This window comes from Lentzea sp. NPDC054927 (assembly GCF_053610285.1).
The window spans coordinates 135,083-154,824 of record NZ_JBSGXZ010000013.1; the positions used below are offsets into that span (position 1 = coordinate 135,083).

General features: G+C 68.9%; 13 protein-coding genes. 5 read left to right on the top strand and 8 right to left on the bottom strand.

Annotation, left to right across the window (positions count from 1 at the left end):
* Nucleotides 1-153: 153 nt before the first annotated feature.
* Complete coding sequence (locus ACWGE0_RS20350; RefSeq protein ID WP_452262447.1) at nt 154-897, top strand: methyltransferase domain-containing protein; 744 nt, start codon at nt 154-156, stop codon at nt 895-897.
* On the opposite strand, the gene ACWGE0_RS20355 is transcribed toward ACWGE0_RS20350, so the two are convergent.
* The 3 genes from ACWGE0_RS20355 to ACWGE0_RS20365 all read right to left on the bottom strand — a co-directional run bounded on the left by ACWGE0_RS20355 (nt 894) and on the right by ACWGE0_RS20365 (nt 6,810).
* Nucleotides 894-1,397 carry a hypothetical protein gene (locus ACWGE0_RS20355; RefSeq protein ID WP_452262448.1) on the bottom strand — a complete coding sequence of 168 codons (504 nt, stop codon included), beginning with the start codon at nt 1,395-1,397 and terminating at the stop codon, nt 894-896. The genes ACWGE0_RS20350 and ACWGE0_RS20355 overlap by 4 nt on opposite strands.
* 69 nt (nt 1,398-1,466) lie before the next feature.
* Nucleotides 1,467-5,822: a hypothetical protein gene (locus ACWGE0_RS20360; protein ID WP_452262449.1), complete on the bottom strand. Its 4,356-nt coding sequence runs from the start codon at nt 5,820-5,822 to the stop codon at nt 1,467-1,469.
* 4 nt (nt 5,823-5,826) lie between these two features.
* Nucleotides 5,827-6,810 (bottom strand): hypothetical protein, encoded by a 984-nt coding sequence (locus ACWGE0_RS20365; RefSeq protein WP_452262450.1) that lies wholly within the window; start codon nt 6,808-6,810, stop codon nt 5,827-5,829.
* A 325-nt stretch (nt 6,811-7,135) separates the two neighbouring features.
* Here ACWGE0_RS20365 and ACWGE0_RS20370 point away from each other — a divergent pair, with 325 nt between their 5' ends.
* A complete protein-coding gene (locus tag ACWGE0_RS20370) occupies nt 7,136-9,103 on the top strand; it encodes an RICIN domain-containing protein (RefSeq protein WP_452262451.1) in 1,968 nt (655 codons plus the stop codon).
* Nucleotides 9,104-9,190: 87 nt separating this feature from the next.
* Here ACWGE0_RS20370 and ACWGE0_RS20375 read toward each other — a convergent pair whose 3' ends face one another.
* Nucleotides 9,191-9,439, bottom strand: coding sequence for a hypothetical protein (locus ACWGE0_RS20375; protein WP_452262452.1), 249 nt, complete (start codon nt 9,437-9,439; stop codon nt 9,191-9,193).
* A gap of 134 nt (nt 9,440-9,573) precedes the next feature.
* On the opposite strand from ACWGE0_RS20375, the gene ACWGE0_RS20380 reads away from it, so the two are divergent.
* Nucleotides 9,574-9,963 carry an RICIN domain-containing protein gene (locus tag ACWGE0_RS20380; RefSeq protein ID WP_452262453.1) on the top strand — a complete coding sequence of 130 codons (390 nt, stop codon included), beginning with the start codon at nt 9,574-9,576 and terminating at the stop codon, nt 9,961-9,963.
* 60 nt (nt 9,964-10,023) lie between these two features.
* On the opposite strand, the gene ACWGE0_RS20385 is transcribed toward ACWGE0_RS20380, so the two are convergent.
* Both ACWGE0_RS20385 and ACWGE0_RS20390 read right to left on the bottom strand, forming a co-directional pair.
* Entirely contained in the window at nt 10,024-11,685 is a 1,662-nt protein-coding gene (locus ACWGE0_RS20385; protein WP_452262454.1) for a DEAD/DEAH box helicase, read from the bottom strand.
* A gap of 59 nt (nt 11,686-11,744) precedes the next feature.
* Nucleotides 11,745-14,867, bottom strand: a complete 3,123-nt coding sequence (locus ACWGE0_RS20390; protein ID WP_452262455.1) for a phosphodiester glycosidase family protein — start codon at nt 14,865-14,867, stop codon at nt 11,745-11,747.
* A 23-nt stretch (nt 14,868-14,890) separates the two neighbouring features.
* Between ACWGE0_RS20390 and ACWGE0_RS20395 the strand changes: the two genes are divergently transcribed.
* Nucleotides 14,891-15,736 (top strand): DODA-type extradiol aromatic ring-opening family dioxygenase, encoded by an 846-nt coding sequence (locus tag ACWGE0_RS20395; protein WP_452262456.1) that lies wholly within the window; start codon nt 14,891-14,893, stop codon nt 15,734-15,736.
* 68 nt (nt 15,737-15,804) lie between these two features.
* Nucleotides 15,805-19,221: a DUF4062 domain-containing protein gene (locus ACWGE0_RS20400; RefSeq protein ID WP_452262457.1), complete on the top strand. Its 3,417-nt coding sequence runs from the start codon at nt 15,805-15,807 to the stop codon at nt 19,219-19,221.
* 41 nt (nt 19,222-19,262) lie between these two features.
* Here ACWGE0_RS20400 and ACWGE0_RS20405 read toward each other — a convergent pair whose 3' ends face one another.
* The gene (locus ACWGE0_RS20405) at nt 19,263-19,514 is read right to left on the bottom strand and encodes a hypothetical protein (protein WP_452262458.1); all 252 of its coding nucleotides are present in this window, start codon (nt 19,512-19,514) and stop codon (nt 19,263-19,265) included.
* The gene (locus tag ACWGE0_RS20410) at nt 19,496-19,708 is read right to left on the bottom strand and encodes a zinc finger protein (protein ID WP_452262459.1); all 213 of its coding nucleotides are present in this window, start codon (nt 19,706-19,708) and stop codon (nt 19,496-19,498) included. Before ACWGE0_RS20410 ends, ACWGE0_RS20405 begins: the two co-directional genes overlap by 19 nt.
* Between the last annotated feature and the right edge of the window lie 34 nt (nt 19,709-19,742).

Genomic DNA, 19,742 nt, shown 5'->3' on the forward strand with positions numbered 1-19,742 from the left:
GGCGTAACCCGGCGGCTGTTCGGTCGTTGTAACCACCTGCGGCACCTGCCTTGTCGTGCGCGAGACGATCCAGGGACGCGGCGTCTCGCCGCCCGAGGCAGGTGCCGCCATTTTCGGTGGCACCGGTGATCGGCCTGTGGTGGCATTCCGGTCATGAGGTCGTTCGAGGAACTGGTGGCGGAGGGGGCGTCGGTCCCGCTGGAGGGCTGGGACTTCTCCTGGTTCGAGGGCCGCGCCACCGAGGAACGCCCGCCGTGGGGGTACGCGGCGCTGATCGCGTCGAAGCTGGCGGCGGTGGAGTCCGCACTGGACCTGCAGACCGGCGGGGGAGAGGTGACGGCGTCCGCGCCCGTGAAGCCGCCGTTGCTCGCGGCCACCGAGTCGTGGCCGCCGAACGCGGCCGTGGCCAAGCGGAACCTGCCGGACGCGTTCGTCGTCCAGGCACCCGACGAGGGCCCGTTGCCGTTCCACGACGCGTTGTTCGACCTGGTCATCAGCCGGCACCCGGTGGTGACCCCGTGGGCGGAGATCGCACGGGTGCTCAAACCCGGCGGCACGTACTTCTCGCAGCAGATCGGCGCCGGCACGAACCGCGAGCTGACGGACTTCATGATGGGCCCGCAGCCGGTGAGCGAGGCTCGGGGCACCGAACGGGCGCGGGTGGACGCCGAGGCCGCCGGGCTGGAAGTGCTGCGGCTGGAACCGGTGGCGTTGCGCGTGGCGTTCTTCGACGTCGGCGCGGTCGTGCACTTCCTGCGCAAGGTGCTGTGGACGGTGCCGGGGTTCAGCGTGGAGCGGTATCGGGACCGGCTCCTGGACATGCACGCGCACATCCAGGAGCACGGCGAGTTCGTCAGCACCTCGACCCGGTTCCTGATCGAGGCCCGCAGGCGTTAACCCTGCTGTGTCAACCGTTCGACGTCCTCGGCGGTGATCGGCAGCAGTGTGCCGTCCACGTGTCCTCTGCCGATGTCGTCCCGGACGAAGCTGGGAACCCAGCCGCCGATGCCGCGGGAGTACATCTGCTCCCGGTCAGTTCCGCCGGCCGTGACCCAGGTGCGGATCACGCCCACCGGGTTGTCGGCCGGGTGGTCAGCGTCCACCCACGCGAGGTAGTCGTACTTGCCGTCCGCCGGGTTGTCGGGGTGGAACCGGCTGCGCTGAACCGCTTCGAACCGCTGGGCCGCTTCCTCCGAGATGAGGCGTGCCTCAGCGCCCGCATGGCCGGATTCGAGCGCGACCAGGTCGTCGGTGGGAATCCAGGTGAGCCCCGGTGAGTACCCCTCGTCGTGAGCCTGGCCGTCCTGGTCCACCCAGCGGCGAACGACGCCGACCGGCTCGTCCTCGTGTGGATGTGACTCGGTCACGATCGCGTAGTACTGGTACCGCCGGTTCATCCGGACCTCGTTCGGGATGGGGATGCGCCCCGGAACGTGACGTCCCGGGGCGCATCTCGGTCAGTTCTGTCAGGGAGTTTCGTTGCCGGACTTGACCTTGTCCGCGTTGACCGGCTTGGTGACCGGGCCGAAGATGGTCTTGGACAGCTCCAGCTTCTTGTCCCGTGCGATGATCAGGTCACTGATCTCCGCGTCCTTCACGGACTTCAGCTTGCCAGGATCCGCTCCGATCAACGCCATCGCCGCCCGTAGCGTGCGGCTCTCTCCGTAGTTCCTGTGTTCTTTGCCCTTGGCGTCGTAGCTGTCCGGCGTGTGGAACTGGACCTCGAAGAAGAACCCGTCCTTCTCGTAGGTGACGTTGATGCCGGGATACCCGCTGTCCTTCGCGTCCTTGTAGAAGTTCTTGAAGTCCACCTCGTTGTACTGCTTGGCGAACTGCCGGATCGCTGCCTGGGCCTTGTCCGCGAAGACGTTCTCGGGGAACGTGATCGTGTACCGGAGCGCGTCGTTCATTTTCGGCGCGACCTCTGCCAGCGTCCGCTTCGGCAGGTTCGTCTCGTACTCGAGCGGGTTCTTCGGCTGCGGGTTCAACTCCTCCTGAAGCTTGCGCTTCGTTCCCGGGTACGGCCACTCGCCCTCGTCCTTGAAGCGCTTGTCCAGGCCTGCCGGACTTCCGGCGTTGTCGCTCGCGAGCTTCTTGATCGCCTTGGTGATGTCCGGCTCGAGCTCCTTCGCCCTTCCTAGCAGTGCGTCCACCCAGCGGTTCTCCTCGGCGTTCAGCCGGATGTTCAGCCAGCCGAGGTCCTTGCCGCCGGACGTGCCGAGGTGGATGTCGTGCTTGAAGCCGTTGGCATCGCTGACAGGAGTGGCGAACTCGCCGCAACCGGACGCCGAGGCCGCCGCACGAGCGGCGAGACCGGGGACGCAGCCCTTCGGCGGTTCGACCTTCAGCTTGGCGCCGTCGATCTTCGCCACGCCGTTCTCGATCCGCAGCGTGCCGCCCTCGATCCGGACGATCGCCCCGTCGACGAGGTTCGGGTTGCCGTCCGGCCGGAGCGTGAACGACTCCACCCGGTACAGCTGGCCGTCGATCACCGCGACGCTGCCGTCGAACTTGGCGTTGCCGTTCTCGAACTTCGCCCTGAGGTTGAGGATCTCGCTCAGCCCGTTGGGCAGCTTGTCCCGCACCGATTCGTGCAGCTTGACCGCCAGGCTGTCCAGCTCGGCCAGGCCCTTCTCGAGCTTGCCCGAACCGCCGTCGAGCTTGCGGGCCAGGGTGCGCGTGGCCTTCCACGCGGCGCCGCCGGCACCGCCCGCCTCGATGGTGGCGATGGTGGCGACGATGTCGAACATCGTGCCGCCGAGGGCCTTGCCGGGGTTGGTCTGCCACTCGTCGAGGTTGATCCACGTGTACGGGTTCTCGACGGTGTAGACGAAGCCGTCCCACATCTGCTTGCACTTGCTCCAGTCGCCCGTCGCGCCCAGACCAAGGCATCCGCCGAGTTCCCACACGGCGACGACCGGGCTGACCGCGGCTTCACCGAAGCCCTTGACCGCTTCCCACGCGAAGGAGCCGATCTTCTTCGAGTTCTCGGTCCAGCGCTGGCACGCCTGCTCGTCGTCGCCGCTCGCGCACTTGTAGGCGTCCTCGACGTAGTTGCCCGCGGCGTCGAGTCCCTGGCCGACCTTCTCCTTGACCTTGCCCAGGAGCTGCTGGCAGCGCGCGTCCCAGACGGTCTTGGTGCACCCGAGGACGCCGTTCATGAGCTCGAGCGCCTGGGCGTTCAGCTCCTGACGTTTGCGCTCGGCCTCCTCCTTGGCGATGCGCTTCGCCTCGTCGTAGCGGTGGCGGATGTCGACGACCTGGTTGAGGCGGTCGATGATGGCGTTCTCGAACGTGTCGAAGTTCTTCGCGATGTTCAGCGCGACACTGCGGAGGTTCTCGGCCGCTGCCGCCGCCTGGCCAGCCACCGCTGCCGCGTGGGTGGCCGCGTTCGCCGAGTCGCCGGCGAGCGTCGCGTCGGAACGGGCCGAGCTCGCCCAGCCCGCGGCCGTCGCGGCCGAACCCGAGGCGGCACCGGCGTGCTGTGCCGCTGTGTTCGCCGCGTCGTTGGCCTGGAGCGCGTCGGCCGCGGCCCGGTTCGCCGCCTCGACCGCTTCGGCCGCGGCTTCGAAGGCGGGTTTGATGTCGCCGATGGCCTGGTCGGCCGCCTTGCGGGCCCTGACGGCGGCCTCACCGGCCTCCGTGGCCTTCTCCCGTGCGGCCCTGGACTGTTCCTCACTGATGAGGAGCGCCTCGGACACCGCCGTCAGCGCCCTGCGGGCGTCGGCGTTGATCGCGGCGTAGGGCTTGAGGATGTTCTCCGCCGCCCGCACCGGGTCGATGATCATCTCGGCGGACGCCGCCGCCGCTGCCGCCGCCCGGTCCGCGACCACGGACTGGTAGACGGCCTGGTTGGCCTCACGCACGGCGTCTTCGGCCTCGGACTGCACCATCTCGGCACCGTCCTTGGCGGCCAGTGCCGCGCTGGTGGTCTCGAGCGCGAGGCGGTGCGTCTCGTCGGCGGCGCGGCGGGCCGTCACCGCTTCCTGGTTCGCCCGGTTCGCCGCCGCCTGAGCCGCGTTGGCCGCGTTCGTGGCGGCCTGCGCCTCTGCCTGTGCGGTCGCCGCCGCGGCCCTGGCCCTGCCCGCCGCCGCGGACGACTCGTCGGCCGCGCTCTTGGCGGCGTTGGTCTCGCCCTCGATGCGCCGGTACTCGTCCCAGGCCTCGCCGCCGAGTTCCTCGGCCTTCTGACGGGCCTTCTCCAGTTCCCTCGCGTACTGGTTGTAGACCTGGATGCGCTTGCCGAAGACGGTTTCCGCGACCCGCAGCTGCTTGCCGAGCTTCTCGGCCTTGCCGACCGTCTCGTCCATGGCGGCCTTGTGCTGGACCGCGTTGGCGTAGGCGGCGGTGGCGTCCTTCGACTTGGAGATAGCGGTCGCCGCCGCCGACTGCGCGTTCACGCGGGCGGTGCGGGCGTTCGCGGCGTGCTGCTGTGCCTGGGACGCCTTCTGGGCGGCCAGGTTCTTCTGCTGCTCGGCCCGGTTGCGAGCCGCCACCGCGATGTCGAGCTGCGTCCTCGCCGCCGCGGCCAGCTCGAGTGCCTTGTCCCGCTGGCGTTTGGTCTCTTCGAGGTACTTGCGGGCGTTGTTCGCGTGTTCCTGGGCGTTGCGGTCGGCGTCGAGCGCGCGGCTGTCGGCCAGGGTGGCCTCGGCGGCGTGCTGCGAGGTCTCGGCCGCCAGCGCCGCTGCTTCCACGGCGTGGGTGATGCCGATGGTGACCTTGGCCCAGTCCAGGCCGTTGGTCTGGCCGGACTCCACCAGCCTGGCCGCCACCTGGTGGACACCGGCGTTGATCCGGTCGGCCTCCAGCGCGACGCGGTCGGCTCGGGCGGCGTACTCGGCCGCCTCGGCGCGCAGGGCGTCGAGTTCCTGGTCGCGGCCCTTCTGGCCGTTGGCACGGCCGGGCTTGTCCTCCTGGAAGATCTTGTCGGCCTTGTGCGCGGCCTTCACCGCCATCTGCATCGCGAAGATGCTGTCTTCCATGGCTTTGACGGCGCCGATGTTCGCGCGCATGATCTCGGCGCGTGCCTTGGCCGAGGCCTCCGAACGCCTCGCGAACTGGTCGAGCTCGGTCAGCGCCTTGTTGCGGTCCGCCAGGGCCTTCTCGATGACCAGCTGGAAGTCGGCGTCCCGCTTGTGCGCCTCGTGGTAGCCGGTGAGGTAGAACTCGCGGATCTTCGCGTAGTCGTTGAGGAGGAGGACCGCGTCGCCCTCGACCTTCACCTGGGGGCCGCCGTGGGCCACCATGTCGCGGACGCGGGCGATGATGCGGTCCTGCTCGGCCTTGTCGTCCTCGGCCTGTTGCTTGTCCTGCTTCAGCGCGATCTCGTAGCCGAAGGCGACGAAGTCCGCGATGGCGCGGTCGCCGGAGTTCAGCGCGGCCTGCGCGCCGGACTTGACGTTCGGGCCGCCGGTGCGGGCCCACTCCTCGACCTTCTTGCGGTTCTCCGCGCGTTCGACGGTCTTGCGCTGGTCGGCGCGGGCCTGCGCCTCCGCCTGACCGTGGTCGAGGAACCAGAGGAGTTTTTCCTTGGTACCGATGGCAAGGGCGGCCGCGGCGGCGTCGCGGACCTCCACGTCCTCGGCGTGGTCGCGGATGTCGCCGACGAGCTGCTTGTAGAACTCGAGCTCCTCGTCGACCTCACCGCCGGGGTCGGCGCTCGCGTTGACCTGCTGGAGCAACGGGACCGGAATCGGTGCGGCGACGGCGGGCGTGGTGCTGCTCAGCAGGGCGAGCACCAGCGTGATGATGAGCGGCGCCAGGGATTTGGCGATGACTGACCGGCGCCGCGGCGAGGCGGCGCTGAAAGGTGTTCTGTTCATTTGGTTACTGATCCCCCCGGTCGCGGTCGCGCGCGGCGTCCGCGTTCTTCTTCGCGTCGGCGGCCAGGGCCAGCCAGGTCGCGGCCTGCGAACGTGCCCAGGCCGCTTCGTCCTCCCATGACGCGTTGGACGCGTCGGCGCGGGCCAGCACTGCCGCCCAGTCCTGCTCGCTTTGTGCCGCACGGGCGTGCGCGGCCACGGAAGCCCAGAAGGCGGCCTGTGTGTCGGCCTTGTTCTTCTCGGCGTTCCAGTCCACTGAGGACTTTCCGGCTTCTGCGTCGGCCAGTTCCCAGTTCGCGATGGCGTCCTGGCGGGCCTTGCGGGCGAACTCGCCGCTCGACTCGCGTTCGGCCTTCTCCGCTGCCAGAGCGGCGTCCACCAGTGCGCGGATCTTGCGCAGCCAGAGCTCGTTCTGCTCCAGCGTGCGCTGGCGGAAGCCCTCGTTGTCGAGATCGGCTCCGATGCCCCAGTAGTACTTGAAGAACAGGCCGATCGAGGCGTCGTCGCCCGCGGTGAGCGCGCGCTTGGCCGCGTCGCGGACCTGCACACCCGGATCGTTCGCGGCCAGGTAGGTCACGTAGTCGCGGTCCTCCTTGCTCAACCGCGCCAGGCGCTCGTCGCGCTTGTTGTCGTTGAGCCGGTCGAGTTCCTGGGCCTCGGAATATCCACTTTGGACGTACAGGCTCTGCGCGTTCGGCGTGCTGACCAACGCCTTGGCCGAGGTGACCTGGACGTTGCTGCCGGGGATCGCGAACTTGTTGATCTCCTGGATGTACCGGAGGTCGAGCTCGATCCGTTTGGTAGCACGGTTCTTGGCCGCCAGGTAGCCGCCGGGAAGGAACTCCAGGATCGCCTCGTCACCTCTGTTGCTCAGCAGTGCGAGCGTCGCCGCGGCCTGCACTTCGGGCAACGGATCGGTCGTGGCCATCCGTCTGACGGTGTCGCGCTGCCACGGTGCCAGGTTGACCTGGACGGCAGCGGTGATCATGACTTGGGCTGTCGCCGGTGTCACGCCGGTGGCGATGACGGACCCGAAAGCGATGGCGGCAGCGAGAATTGAGCGCAGCAAAGTATGGCGCCCCATACATTTCCCCCCAGAAAAAGTACGGTGTGGCCCAATGGCCCAGAGAGTTGTAGCACGGTTGCCGCCGGTGCCCAATGTGACGGGGATCACTTTGGTTGCGCTGTGTACTCGCCCCATGTCAAAGTCCTGCTCGGCATCAGCCGGCTGGGGAGCTGGTCAGAAACCGAAGCGATGCCTTGAGTCCTGGGGGATTACCAAGTTGTCCAGATCCAGTCTGGGCGGCCGCTGCATGCGCGCAATCGCTGCGCTGGCGGTCGTTTCCACGTTCATGTCCGGACCGTTCACGGCTGCGGCTACCGCTGAAGTCGCCGCTGCCGTCGCGCAGGCGGCGCCGCAGGCGACCGTCGACGAGAAGATCGCCGCGGCCCGCGAGATCGGCCTCAACCCCGAACCCGCGAAGTACCAGTTGAGTGACTGCGACTTCGTCATCTACCTGTGGGACAAGGCGAAGGTGCCCGACGACGCGCGGGTGAAGGAAGGCGCGGCAGCCGCCTTCACGAGCAGCTCGTCGGACCCGGCGGCCTGCCACCGGTTCATCACGCAGACGATCTTCACCCTGCACCGCGAGGACTTGGTGGAGCGCCTGCGCAAGGCCGACCGCGACCGGCAGCGGCTCGCGGCCGCGCAGGTCGTCAACTGGACCGGCCTGACGCAGGCCGATCTCGACAGCACCCTCAAGGAGTTCGTCTTCCGCGTCTGGGAACGCGCCGAGACGAACAGCGAGGTGAAGACGAAGGCGGCCGCCGTGCTGACGCCGACGTCGACCGACGAGCAGCGCACCACCTACGTCGTCACGGACATCTTCACCGCGAGGGACGTCGACCGGCAGCGCAAGCTGGAAGAGGCCGAGCGCATCGAGCGCGAGCGGCAGGAACGGCTCGCCAACGAGAACGCGCGCGCCAGCGGCTGGGCCGTCGCGACCGGGACCGTGATGGGTGACTCGCTCAAGCTCATCACCGACCGCGAGTTCGTCTACGAACTGTTCCGCAACGGCAAGGGCAAGTGGGTCAAGGCCGACGCCCAGGCCGCGGCCGACAGCCGTGAGCCGAGTGTGTGGAAGGCGTACATCTTCACCGGTGTGCACGCGGCGCACCAGAAGGATCTGGAGGAGCAGGACCGCCAGGACGCGATCGAGACCGAGCGGCGCATCCGCGAGATCCTCGACAGCGCCGAGCGCGACGGCTTCCTGCCGAACGTCGTGAGCGCGGCCCGCGCGGCACTCGCGGCCGACCTTCCCGCCCGCCACGCGTTCCTCAATGTCGGCCAGCACGAGGCCCTCAAGCGCGATCAGATCAAGCCGTCGAACCGCCGGGTGATCGAGCTGCAGGGCCTGGGTTCGAAGCGCTGCCTGCAGACCTTCGGCGTGTACGAGCAGGCGGACGACCCCGGCGCCCTCATGGAGCTGTGGGACTGCCTCGTCGGTCCCAAGCAGGTGTGGGAGCTGTTCAAGTACGAGAACGACCAGTACATGATCCGCGGCATGCACTCCAAGCTGTGCTTGGACGCCGTCGGTGACAACGTCGCGCAGAACAACTGCGACAGCGGCGCGGGCACGTTGCGCTGGAAGTTCATCGAGAACCCCGCAGACGGCACGTTCCAGCTGCAGAACGTTGCCACCGGTCGCTTCGCCACGGCGCAGTCGAGCGGTACCGCCAACGCGACGCTGATCGTCCAGACCGGCAACACCAAGAACGTCGACCAGCTCTGGCGCATCATCGACCCCACCCACCGTGCGGCCGTGGTGCCGGTCGAGACCGGCTGGGTGCAGGTGAAGGGCGTCGAGTCCGGTCGCTGCATGCAGACCGCGGGCGTGTGGGACGTGCCGAACCAGGGCGCGAACGCGGACCTCACCGCTCAGGAGCTGTGGGACTGCGTCGGCGGCAACAAGATGAAGTGGAAGATCGTCGCTCTGGGCGAGAACAAGTACGCGCTGGAGAACGCGCAGTCCGGCAAGTGCCTGGACGTCCGGTACGGCGACTGGGCGCGGGGGACCTCGCTGATCCAGTTCACCTGCCACTACGGCGGCACCCAGCAGTTCGTCTTCACGCAGGAGGGTGACCAGACCTACGGCCTGCAGAGCGCGCTGACCTCCGGGTTCGCCGACGCGGTCGGGCACGCGACCGGCAACGGCGCCTTGGTCCAGACGTGGGACTACACGGGTCTCGCGAACCAGCGCTGGACGCTGGTGCGCGTCTGATCTGTCGCACTGAACATCAGGCAGGACGATCGAAACAGCCCCTCCGGACGGGTTCCGGAGGGGCTGTTCCGCGTGCCGGGAGGTGCGCTAACTCTGCTGTGTCAACCGTTCGGCGTCCTCGGAGGTGATCGGCAGCAGGTGTCCGCGCTTGTGCTGGTCCCGCACGTCCTGGTACGTCCAGGTCGTCCGCCAGCCGTCAGGCGTGTGGGACTCCTCCTTGTCGGCGCCTTCCGGGCTCTTCCACGTCCGGATGACCTCCCGCGCGCCGTCCACAGAGGACTCGCCCTCGGCAAGCCAAGCCCAGTACCGGTACTCGGGGTCCACCAGAAACCTCATCTCGGTGCGGAAAGACGTGCCCCCGGCCGGAAACCGGGGGGCACGACCCACCGCGAGTCGGTGGTGCCGGTCGAGTCCGGCCACGTGATGATCAAGGGTGTCGAGTCCGGCCTCTGCATGCAGGTCGCCGGTCCGTGGGACGAGCCGGACGAGGCGCGAACGCGGACCTCGCCGCGATGGAGCTGTGGGACTGCACCGGCGGCGACAAGATGCGCTGGAAGATCATCCCGTTCGGCGAGAACAAGTGCGCGCTGCGCAACGAGCAGTCCGGCAAGTGCCTGGACGTCCAGTTCGGCGACTGGGAACTGGGCACCCCGCTGGTCCAGTACACCTGCCACAGCGACGGCACGCAGCAGTTCGTCTTCACGCGGGCCGGTGACAACACGTTCGGCCTGCAGAGCGCGCTGACCTCCGGGTACGCGGACGCCGTCGGGCACGAGTCCGGCAACGGTGCTGCGATCCAGACGTGGGACCACACCGGTCTCGCGAACCAGCGGTGGACGCTGGTGTACGAAACGGCCTGACCTGTCATGCGAAACAGCCCCTCCGGAACACGTCCGGAGGGGCTGTTTCACGTTGCCGTGCTAGCGGGGCTGGCGTTCGCGGCGGATCGTGACGCGCTTGCCCTTGATCGTGGCGTCGCGCAGCTGCTCGATCACGTCGGCCGCGGCCGTGCCGGGCACCTCGACCAGCGAGAACCGGTCGGCGATCTCGATCGCGCCGATGTCGCGGCCCTTCAGGCCCGTCTCGCCGGTGATGGCACCGACGATGTCCTGCGGCCGGATGCCCGACGAACGGCCGGCGCCCAGGAACAGCCTGGTCATGCCCTCGGACGGGCCACGGCGCTCGCGGCGCGGGCCTGCCGGGGCACCGTCGCGGCGCGGACGGTCCTCGCGCGGGCGCACCTCCGGGATCTCCTCCTCGTCCGCGGCGGCACCCGAGGCCTCGTGGGCGAGCTTCACCGCGGCCAGCGCGATGTCCATGACGTCGAACTCGTCCGCCAGGGTCTCGACGACCACGCGGAACCGCGAGAGGTCGTCCTCCATCAGCGACTCCTGCAGCGACGAGCGGGTCAGCTCCAGCTGACGCGCGCGCAGGTCGGCGACGGTCGGGACCTTCTCCATCGGGATCTTGGTCTTGGTGACGCGCTCGATGGTCTTGAGCATCGAGTTCTCGCGCGGCTCGACCAGCGTGATCGCGACGCCCTCACGGCCCGCGCGGCCGACGCGGCCGATGCGGTGCGTGTAGGCCTCGGGCGCGGACGGCACGTTGTAGTTCACGACGTGCGTGAGCTGCTCGATGTCGAGACCGCGGGCCGCGACGTCGGTGGCCACCAGCAGGTCGGCGGTGCCGCCGCGCAGACGACCCATCACGCGGTCGCGCTGCTCCTGGCTGATGCCGCCGTGCAGCGACTCGGCGCGGTAGCCGCGGCCGTTGAGCGTCTCGGTGAGCTGGTCGACCTCGTCACGCGTGCGGCAGAAGACGACGGCGGCGGTCGGCGACTCGACGTCCAGCACGCGGCCGAGGGCGGCGGGCTTGTGCTCGCGGCGCACCAGGTACGCGGTCTGCCGGACGCGCGGGGCCTCGCCCGGCTCGGTCTTCTCGCGCTCGATCTGGATCAGCACCGGCGTGCGCAGGTGGCTCTTGGCCATGCGGTCGATGCGCGGCGGCATCGTGGCCGAGAACAGCACGGTCTGCCGGTCGGCCGGCGTCTCGCTCAGGATCGCGTCGATGTCCTCCGCGAAGCCCATGTCGAGCATCTCGTCGGCCTCGTCGAGCACGACGACCTCGAGGTCGCCCAGCTGCAGCGTGCCCCGCTGCAGGTGGTCGATCGCGCGGCCCGGGGTCGCGACCACCACGTCGACGCCGCGGGACAGCTCGCGCAGCTGACGGCCGATCGGCTGGCCGCCGTAGATCGGCAGCACGCGCGTGCCCATGTGCCGGCCGTAGCGGTGCACGGCCTCGGAGACCTGCACGGCCAGCTCACGGGTGGGGGCGAGGACGAGAGCGAGGGGCTTCTCACCCTTGCCGATCTTGTCAGCGATGCGTTCGAGCAGAGGCAACGCGAAGGCCGCCGTCTTGCCCGTGCCCGTGGCGGCCTGCCCCAGCAGGTCGTTGCCCGCGAGCAGTGGCGGGATCGCTTCGCTCTGGATCGGCGTCGGCTCCTCGTAGCCCAGGGTGGTGAGTGCGTTGAGGATGTCGGAGCGCAGCCCCAGGTCGGCGAAACCGTTGTCGGCGGTGGTCATGGAGAGTATCTTCCCCCACCGCCCGACATCGCACTCACTCAGCACTCCTTCAGGCCAGGTCAGGCCACTTCCTGCAGGCTCACGCGGACGTCCGCGCTGCTCGTCACGCCGTTCACGGTCGCGGAGATCTTGACCTGACCAGGCCTTATCGCGGTGAGGACGCCGGAGCCGGCTTCGAGCCACGCCACGTGCCACGGCCTGATGCCGCTCCGCTCGCCCACGTGCAGACCGGGTGACCCTTCCCACACCGCGACCATCGGATACTTCACCGGCAGCGTCCGCGAACCCTGTTTCAACGTCGCCGCAACCGTTTCCCTGGCACCGGACCTCAGGTTGGCCGGAGCTTGGACCTGGAGTGCGTCCACATGAGGCCGGATCTCGGCCTTGATGCCGTTCCTGGCGACACCGACCAGCGTCCAGCCGGTGAACCCGCCCGCCTCCGCCGGTGCCTTGCCGGAGTTGCCGTTGATCACGGTCGGCACGCCGTCCACAGTGGACGCGAAGAACCCGCCGACGTGCCCGCCGATGAACGCCGTCGGTTCGTCGCGTTCGGACAGCAGCCTCTCGAAGTAGGCCGCTTCCATCCGGTCGGAGAGCTGGCTCGTGCGCGCGGGCGTGGGGTCGCGTGGCGGGTGGTGCATCATCACGACGGCCTGGCCTTCGGCGGTGCTCAGCGCGTTCCTGAGCATCTCCATCTGGTCGAACCCGCCGCCCCGCAGCGTTCCGGTCGACGAGTCGAGCAGCACGAACCGCGTGCCCCTGTGGTCGAACGTGCGGTGGGTGGTGCCGAACTCGCGGCGGAAGTTGTCGATCGTGCCGGGGCCCATGATCTCGTGGTTGCCGGGCACGTAGTACCAGGGGAAGTCGCCGAGTTCCTCGGTCAGGATCCGTTTGGCCAGCTTCAAGTCCTCCGGGGACGCCTCGTCGACGAAGTCGCCGTTGATCACGACGAACTCCGCGCCGGACGCCTTGATCTCCTTGAGCGTGCGGCGGGCGGACCTGACCAGGTCGCTGTCCGGGTTGCGGGCAACGAATTGCGCGTCGGACATGACCGCGAACTTCCAGCCCTTCGCCGGGCCGATCACGTCCTCGCGCAGCTCTGGGGCGGGCGGCAGGGACACCTCGGGCGGGACTCGTGCGGTGATGTCGTCGACGAGCACCTCGCCCGTGTACGACCGGTCCGCCTTGGTCTCGATCGTGTAGAACCTGTTGACCTGGATGGGGAATTTGAGCTCCGGCGGGATCGGGACCTCGAGCTGCTTCCAGCCGTTCCAGGTGATGTAGGGGCCGTAGAGCGAGCGTGACTGGCCGGTCGCGTCGGTGACGGTGAACGCCGTCCACTCGCCCTTGCCGCTGCCGTTCACCCAGGCCGCGAGCGAGAGCGGCTGCCCGTCGATCTGGAGTGGCTTCGGTGGTACTGCGTAAGCGGTGCGCGTGCCGGTGGACTGGGTGAAGTCGTAGCTGAGCTTCAGGCCGCCGCCGGTGTGGCCGTGGGGATCCGGTGCCACAGAGCCGGTCGCGCGGGCCGATCCGAAGGTCCACTGTGGAGCGTCGTCGAATCCGGCGATCAGCTCGTCGTCGGCCCCGACGGTCACCGCCAGCTGGGTCTCCTTGCCCTGGGAGCGCGCCCTGATCGTGGTCGCGCCGGCGGTGAGCGCCCTGATCTGCAGGTCGGGCGTGACCTCGATGATCTTCCGGTCGTAGCTGAGGTCGAGGTCCGCCCGCTCGATCGGTGCGCTGAAGCCCTTGGCGTCGAAACCGTTGATCTGCAACGGTGTGCGCTCGTCCGGGTTCAGGCTGATCCTGGTGCTGGCCGGTGCGAGCCGGGCGAGTTTGCCCAGCACGGTCAGTTTGGCGGTCTTGGTGGTGAGGCCGCGGAAGGCGGTGAAGGATGCCGGTCCCGAGTGGGGTGCCGCGTGGAAGGTGTCGCCGATCGCCCAGCCACCTGTGGCGCGCGTGACGTGCTCGTTGTTGGCAGCCGGACCGTACGTCTCGTCGTGGCCGCGCACAGTCATCCGGCGGGTCATGCCGGGGAAGACGCGCTTGTCCTCGGTCTGGACGTCGAACCCGACGAGCTTCCCCGTGCCGGCGGGGGAGTAGAGCGCGAGGCCGTTCGGGATGGGGCGCTCACCGCCGTCGGACGGCGTGTTGACGACCTTCAGCTCGGTGGTGCCGGGTTCGCGGGCGAGCATGGTCGACGAGCCGCCGCCGTCGAGGTTGAGGGCGTTGTGCGCGCCGAGCTCGATCATGGCGTCGGCGAGGTCTCTGAGGTTCAGACCGAGCAGGAACGCGCCCTGCCTGCCGTCGACGGTCAGCATCACCATCTTCTTGCCGTCCGCGGAGAACCCGACGGCCGTGCGCGGGTGCAGCGGATCGGCCGGCGCGACGTTCTTGCCGTCCTTGACCAGCAGCTGCCGTCCGCCGATCGCGGTCCTGGGCTCGCTGCCGTTGCTCGTGCGGCTCCGGTAGTCGACGGTGAGCCGGTCGCCGGGTTCGAGCGCCTTGAGGACGTCCGCGCCCTTGTCCCGGCCCACGAGCGCGTAGCCCTGGACGGGTTCGGCGCTGGGGGCGCCGACGCGTTCCACGATGTCGTCTTTGACGATCACTTCGGCCGTGTTGGTCGCACCTTGGGTAGCGCGCGCTCTGCTGTAGGTGCCCCACAACGGGTTGAAGACGCCGATCCCGTCCACGTCAATCCGCGCGCTGTTGAGCTGCGTCAGCTTGTGCGTGCCGTTGAGCGTGCCTTCGAAGAATGTCTCCATCACGCTGCCGACGCCCGCCGCGTCGATGCCGACGGCTCTGCCCTGGCCGGACTTCCTGAGCTGCCCGTCCTGGACGCCGACGCCCTCGGGTGCGTTGGAGTTGTTTATGTCGAAGAAGTCGCCGTTGATCGCCGCGACGGCTCTCGTCGTCTGCTGGGAGAGCGGCGCCGCCTGCGCGACGGTGCCGTTGTCGACGTACCCGACCTGGGCTTTGGTGAGGTCGACGGCGAGCGCGTCACCGCGGATCCAGCCACCGGATCCGCCGGGCTCGTACCAGTCGAAGGAGCTCAGCGTGACGCCCGCGGCGACCGGTCTCTCGGTCCGCTCGGTCTCGATGCGTCTGGTGATGTCAGCGTGAGCAGGGGAAACGGGCGCCATCACGACGGCGGCGATGATCACCGCAAGTGCACGTCTCGTCACGCCCCGGAACCTAGACTGGCCCGGTGAAGAATCGCCTAACGGTCTGCGCCTCGCACCTGATCACCTTGCCAAGTGCTCCCCACGGCCCGGTCCGTGCAGCGATCGCGGCCGCCCGCGACGCCGTTGCCCGGTTCGACCCGGAGCTCGTCGTCTTCTTCGGCACCGACCACCGCCGTGCGTTCCGTTCCGTCGTGCCGACCTTCGCCGTGGTCCTGGAGGCAACAGCCCAGGGCGACGTCGCCGGCCCAACCGGTTCGTACGACGTGCCTTCTTCTTCGGGACGCGCTCTGATCGCGGACCTGGTGGCACACGACTTCGACATCGCCACCGCCTACCGCGCGGAGCTGGACCACGCGTTCGGCCACACGACCCGCGACCTGCTGGGCTCGATCTCCTCGAAGCCCGTGCTGCCCGTCTTCATCAACTGCGCCTCACCACCACACGCCTCGTTCCGCCGCGCGGCGTCACTGGGACGCCGCGTCGGGGAGTTCTTCGCTGATCGGCGCGTTCTCTACGTCGGTTCGGGCGGCCTGGCCCACGACCTGCCTGGCTTCCGCGAACCCGAAACGGGCGTGGTGCTCACCGAGGAGGAGCGCCAGACGTGGATCAAATCGGTCAACGAACGCGCCCGCTCCGAAGGCACCATCCGCTCGCTGGTGCAGTCGTGGGACGAGGCCTTCCTCGCCGGCATCGCCGACACGTCCTGGGAGTGGCTCGACACCATCGGCGACGACCTGGTCGAACGCGGCGGCAACGGCGCAGCCGAGTGCCTGACCTGGACGGCCGCGTGGGCCGCCGGCGGCCAGGCGCTGACGACGCTCGCGCACGAGTTCGACACCAACGGCCGTGCCGTCGCGATGTCCCAGTAGTAGTCGCAGTAGTAACAGCTCTCCGCAAGGGCGCGATCCCCTTTCGCGTACCGAAACGGAGAGCCGCCGTGACAACGACCGAAAGCCACGTGCCGTGGCGACGGATGCCGCTCTTCGTCGCCTCGACGTTCCGTGACATGGACCGCGAACGCGACCTGCTGGCCCGTGTGGTCATCCCGCGCGTCAACGAACGGCTGCGCGAACGCGGGCACGGCGTGTCGATCTACCCGGTGGACCTGCGCTGGGGCGTCGAGACCGACGACCGCCTCGACGCCGAAACCCGCCAGCGGGTGATCCTCCAGGTGTGCGCGGGGGAGGTGCGCCGCTGCCGGCCGCTCTTCCTGGGCCTGCTGGGCGGCGAGTACGGCTGGGTGCCGCCGGCGCACATCGGCGAGGAGACACGGGTCGCCGCCGGCGTGGACGACCCCGGCTTCCCGTTGTCCGTCACCGCGCTGGAGATTCTCTCTGCGGTGCGGGAGAGCCGGGACGACGGCGTCGCACCTGTGCTGCTCGCTCGGGCGGAGGCTCAGGAAGTGCCCGCGCAGACGCGGTTCCGGGAGCACCTCGGGGATCTGCCGATCGCGTACGAGCCGCCGGCGTTCACCGAGACGGCGACGGCGGAACTGGTGCGATTGCTGGACTCGGTGCTCTCGGCACCGGCACCGGGCGACTGGCTGGCGGAGGAGGTCCGCGCCCACCGCTGGGCGGCGGAACAGGAGGCGCAGCACTTCGTGGGGCGGCAGGCCGAGCTCGGTCGCATCGGCACGTTCTGGGACTTCATGCAGCAGAAGTACCTCTGGGGAAAAGGGGACGAGGCGAACAACCCTGTTCATCGCCGGCGCGTGCAGTTCGCGCCGACAGCCCTGGCACTCGTGGGTCCGTCGGGATGTGGCAAGTCCGCTCTCCTGGCGATGGCCGCCACCCGGATGGAGTTCTGGGACATCGGCGTCAAGGCGGAACCGGTCCGCGCGTTCGTGCGCGTCGGCGCGACCCCCGCGAGCAGGAACGTCGCGGTCTGCGTCCTGGTGTTGCTGGCCCAGCTGGACCCGGATGCGGCGCGAGCCGTCGCGGCCCGGCACACACCCGAGAGCCTCACGCTCGACGACGTGCTGGAGCCGTGGCTGGCGGTGCTGCGTGCGGGGTGGAGGGGCAACCGGCCGGTGGTCGTCGTGGACGGGATCGACAGGTTCGACGGCTTGATGACCGAGTCGACCCCCTTGGCGTGGTTGCCCATCGACCTGGGCGATCGGGTGCGCCTGCTGCTTTCCGCCGCTGAGGACTCCTACGAGGCCGAGATGCTCGGGCTGCGCCCGGCCACGGAGGTCATGCACGTCGGTGAGCTCCGGCTCCAGGACGCGAGCGCACTCGTGGCGCGGCGGATCGCGGACCACCACAAGGCCATGCCCGCGGCGCTGATCGAGCGGCTGGTCCAGCGCTCGACCACCGCGCGCTGGCTCGTCGTGGCGAGCGATCTGCTCACCACCCTGACCGCGCACGACTACGTGGTGCTGCGCAACGTCGATCAGCGCGAGGCCGACCCGGAGGCTGCACTGCGGGCCCTGCTCGCGACGGTGGTGGAGGACCTGTCGCCCGATCTGGGGGACGTGCAGCTGGAGGCGATGTCCCGCCTGATCGAACTGGTCGACCACCGGCTGGGAGTGATGCTGTGCGCGGTCGGTGTGTCGATGGCTGGCGTGACGGAGGACGACCTCCGCGGGATCGTCGGCGATGTCGGCCTTTCCGCGGTGAGCACCGCGGAAATGGCTCTGTTCCGAGACGTGCTGTCAGCGTTCGTGAGCGTCCAGGGCGAGCGTTGGACGTTCGTGCACGACACCGTGGAGGTGGCCGTCGACCGCCTGCTGGCCGAGGCGTCCGAGGCGGTCGGGACGGATGTCGAGGACCGCTACCGCGCCCTGCTCATCCGCCGGCTGCTGGCACGTCCGGTCACCGACGTCTCCCGCTCAGCCGAGTTGCTCCCGCAACTGTTCATCGCGGACGAACTGCCTCTGCTGGTCTCGCTGCTGACAGATCCGGAACGCTCGACGGCCGGCTCCGTGCGCGACTTCTCCGCGCTGCTGCTGGGCTTCATCCGCGCGGGAGGGGCCGATCTGGCCTGCGCGTTGATCACCGCCGGTGCCACCGACGGCGAGAGGTTGACCGCCGCGGATCTGCTGGCGTCGAACCTCCCCGCCGTGGCAGAACGCGATGACGCCGCCAGAATCGCCGCCACCTGCCGCAGCGTGATCGACGCGGCCTCGCCTGCCGCGGTCGACAGGTTCGGCCGCACCGCACAGGATCTCGCGGCGGTGCTCGACAGGATCACCTTCGACCCGTTCACCTCCGAGGGCATGCCGGACCCGGACACGATCTGGCTCGACGCGGTGCTGCGCGGCGGCGCGGGTTCTCTCGCGGAAGCACCGGACACCCCCGAAGTCGCCCACGACCTGCAGTCTCAGATGCACGTTCTCACGGCTGCGGTGGTGCTGACCGAGTACGCCATCTTCGTGTACGCCGGAATGGTGATCCCGGCACCCGGCGACGCGGAACTGGCAGCGTCGCGTCTGGTCCGATGGCGAAGAACGCTCCACGAAGCGCAGTGGTTCGACCCGAGTTCGGCTCGGTTCCTCGAGTTGCAACTGCTGCTCACCGAACGGGCGTCGCTGCTGGCGTGGCCCGAGCACGGCTTCACGGCGGACGAGACCGACTTCGCACAGGTGCGCGCCTTCTTGGACAGAGCCCGCGGAAACCCCGGCGTCGTGGCGATGTTCGGGACGGCCGCCAGGCTCCGTGCGCTCGGGTGCGTCGAGGGGATGTCCGACGACCTGGCCTCGCCGTTGGTTCAGGACACGCTGACGTGTCTCGACGAGGCGATCTGGGAAATGGACGTCCAGCGGTTCCTGACCCCGGACGCCTTCCTCGTCGAGCTTCGCATGATCCAGTGCCGGCTGGCCCACATGTCGATGCTGGCCTCGTTCGGCCAACTGGGCTCGGCCTGCGCGACAGGCCTGCCCGCGCTGACGACCCAGCACGCGGTCGAGGTGATCGGCTGGCCCGATTTCGTCGAACGTGCGGCGCAGTGGTGCATCTGGTGGACCGAGGTGCTCGGCAACGACGACCCGCGCCCCGTCGTCGAACGGTTCGCCTTCGAGATCGATCAGCGGCCGTGGACCCTCGACGCCGAGGACACGCAACTGTGCGAGGAGCTCACGCTGGGAACGGCGGCACGAGCCGCCAAGCGCTTCGGCCACTTCGACCTCGCGGAACGAATGGTCGAGCGCACGTCCGAGCGGGTCGGCGCGGGCTTGGTCGCGGAGCCGGAAGACGGGCCGTTCGCCGGCGTCGTCCTCGAGGTCGTGGAGGAGATGGAGGTCCAGATCGAGGCGGCGTCCCGCGAAGACCTGGATGAAGAGGACGAGGAGGAGGTCCTGAAGACGACGACCGCGGTGCGGCGCCTACGGGACTTGACGGAGCGGCTGTTGCGGTAGCGCGCCCTCAGGCCCCTCCTCGTCCTGCGGGTGTAAAGGGCTCATGGTTGCTGCGGCATGTCGACGGTGGTGAGCGCGTCGGCCTCCGCCAAGTAGAGGCGGCCGAGATCTATGAGGAGCGTGCCGAGCTCCCTGTAGTGCTCCGCGCGCTCGACATCAGGAATGAGGCCGCACGTGCGCAACATATTCTGCGCGAGCAACTCGCCGAACTGTGGATAAGTCTTCACCACCTCACGCGAGAGGCGCTGAAGAGATATGCGCAGCAGGTCTTCGGTCAGGATTTCCGCGGCCATGGCAGGATCCCCTCGTGCTCGCGCCAGACGCCGTCGCAGTCCCAGCAGGTCGGCCAGGTGTTCTTCTCTCGCCACATGCTCACCTGTTGCGGCACAACAGGATCGCCGCACAGTGTCTCGACGAGCTGCCCCCTGGTCAGCTCGTCGGGGATGGCGTGACGTCGCCCCTCGTGGGGCGTCCAACGAAACTTCACCTATTTATGGTCGCGCTTGGAGGGGCTCCAAGCT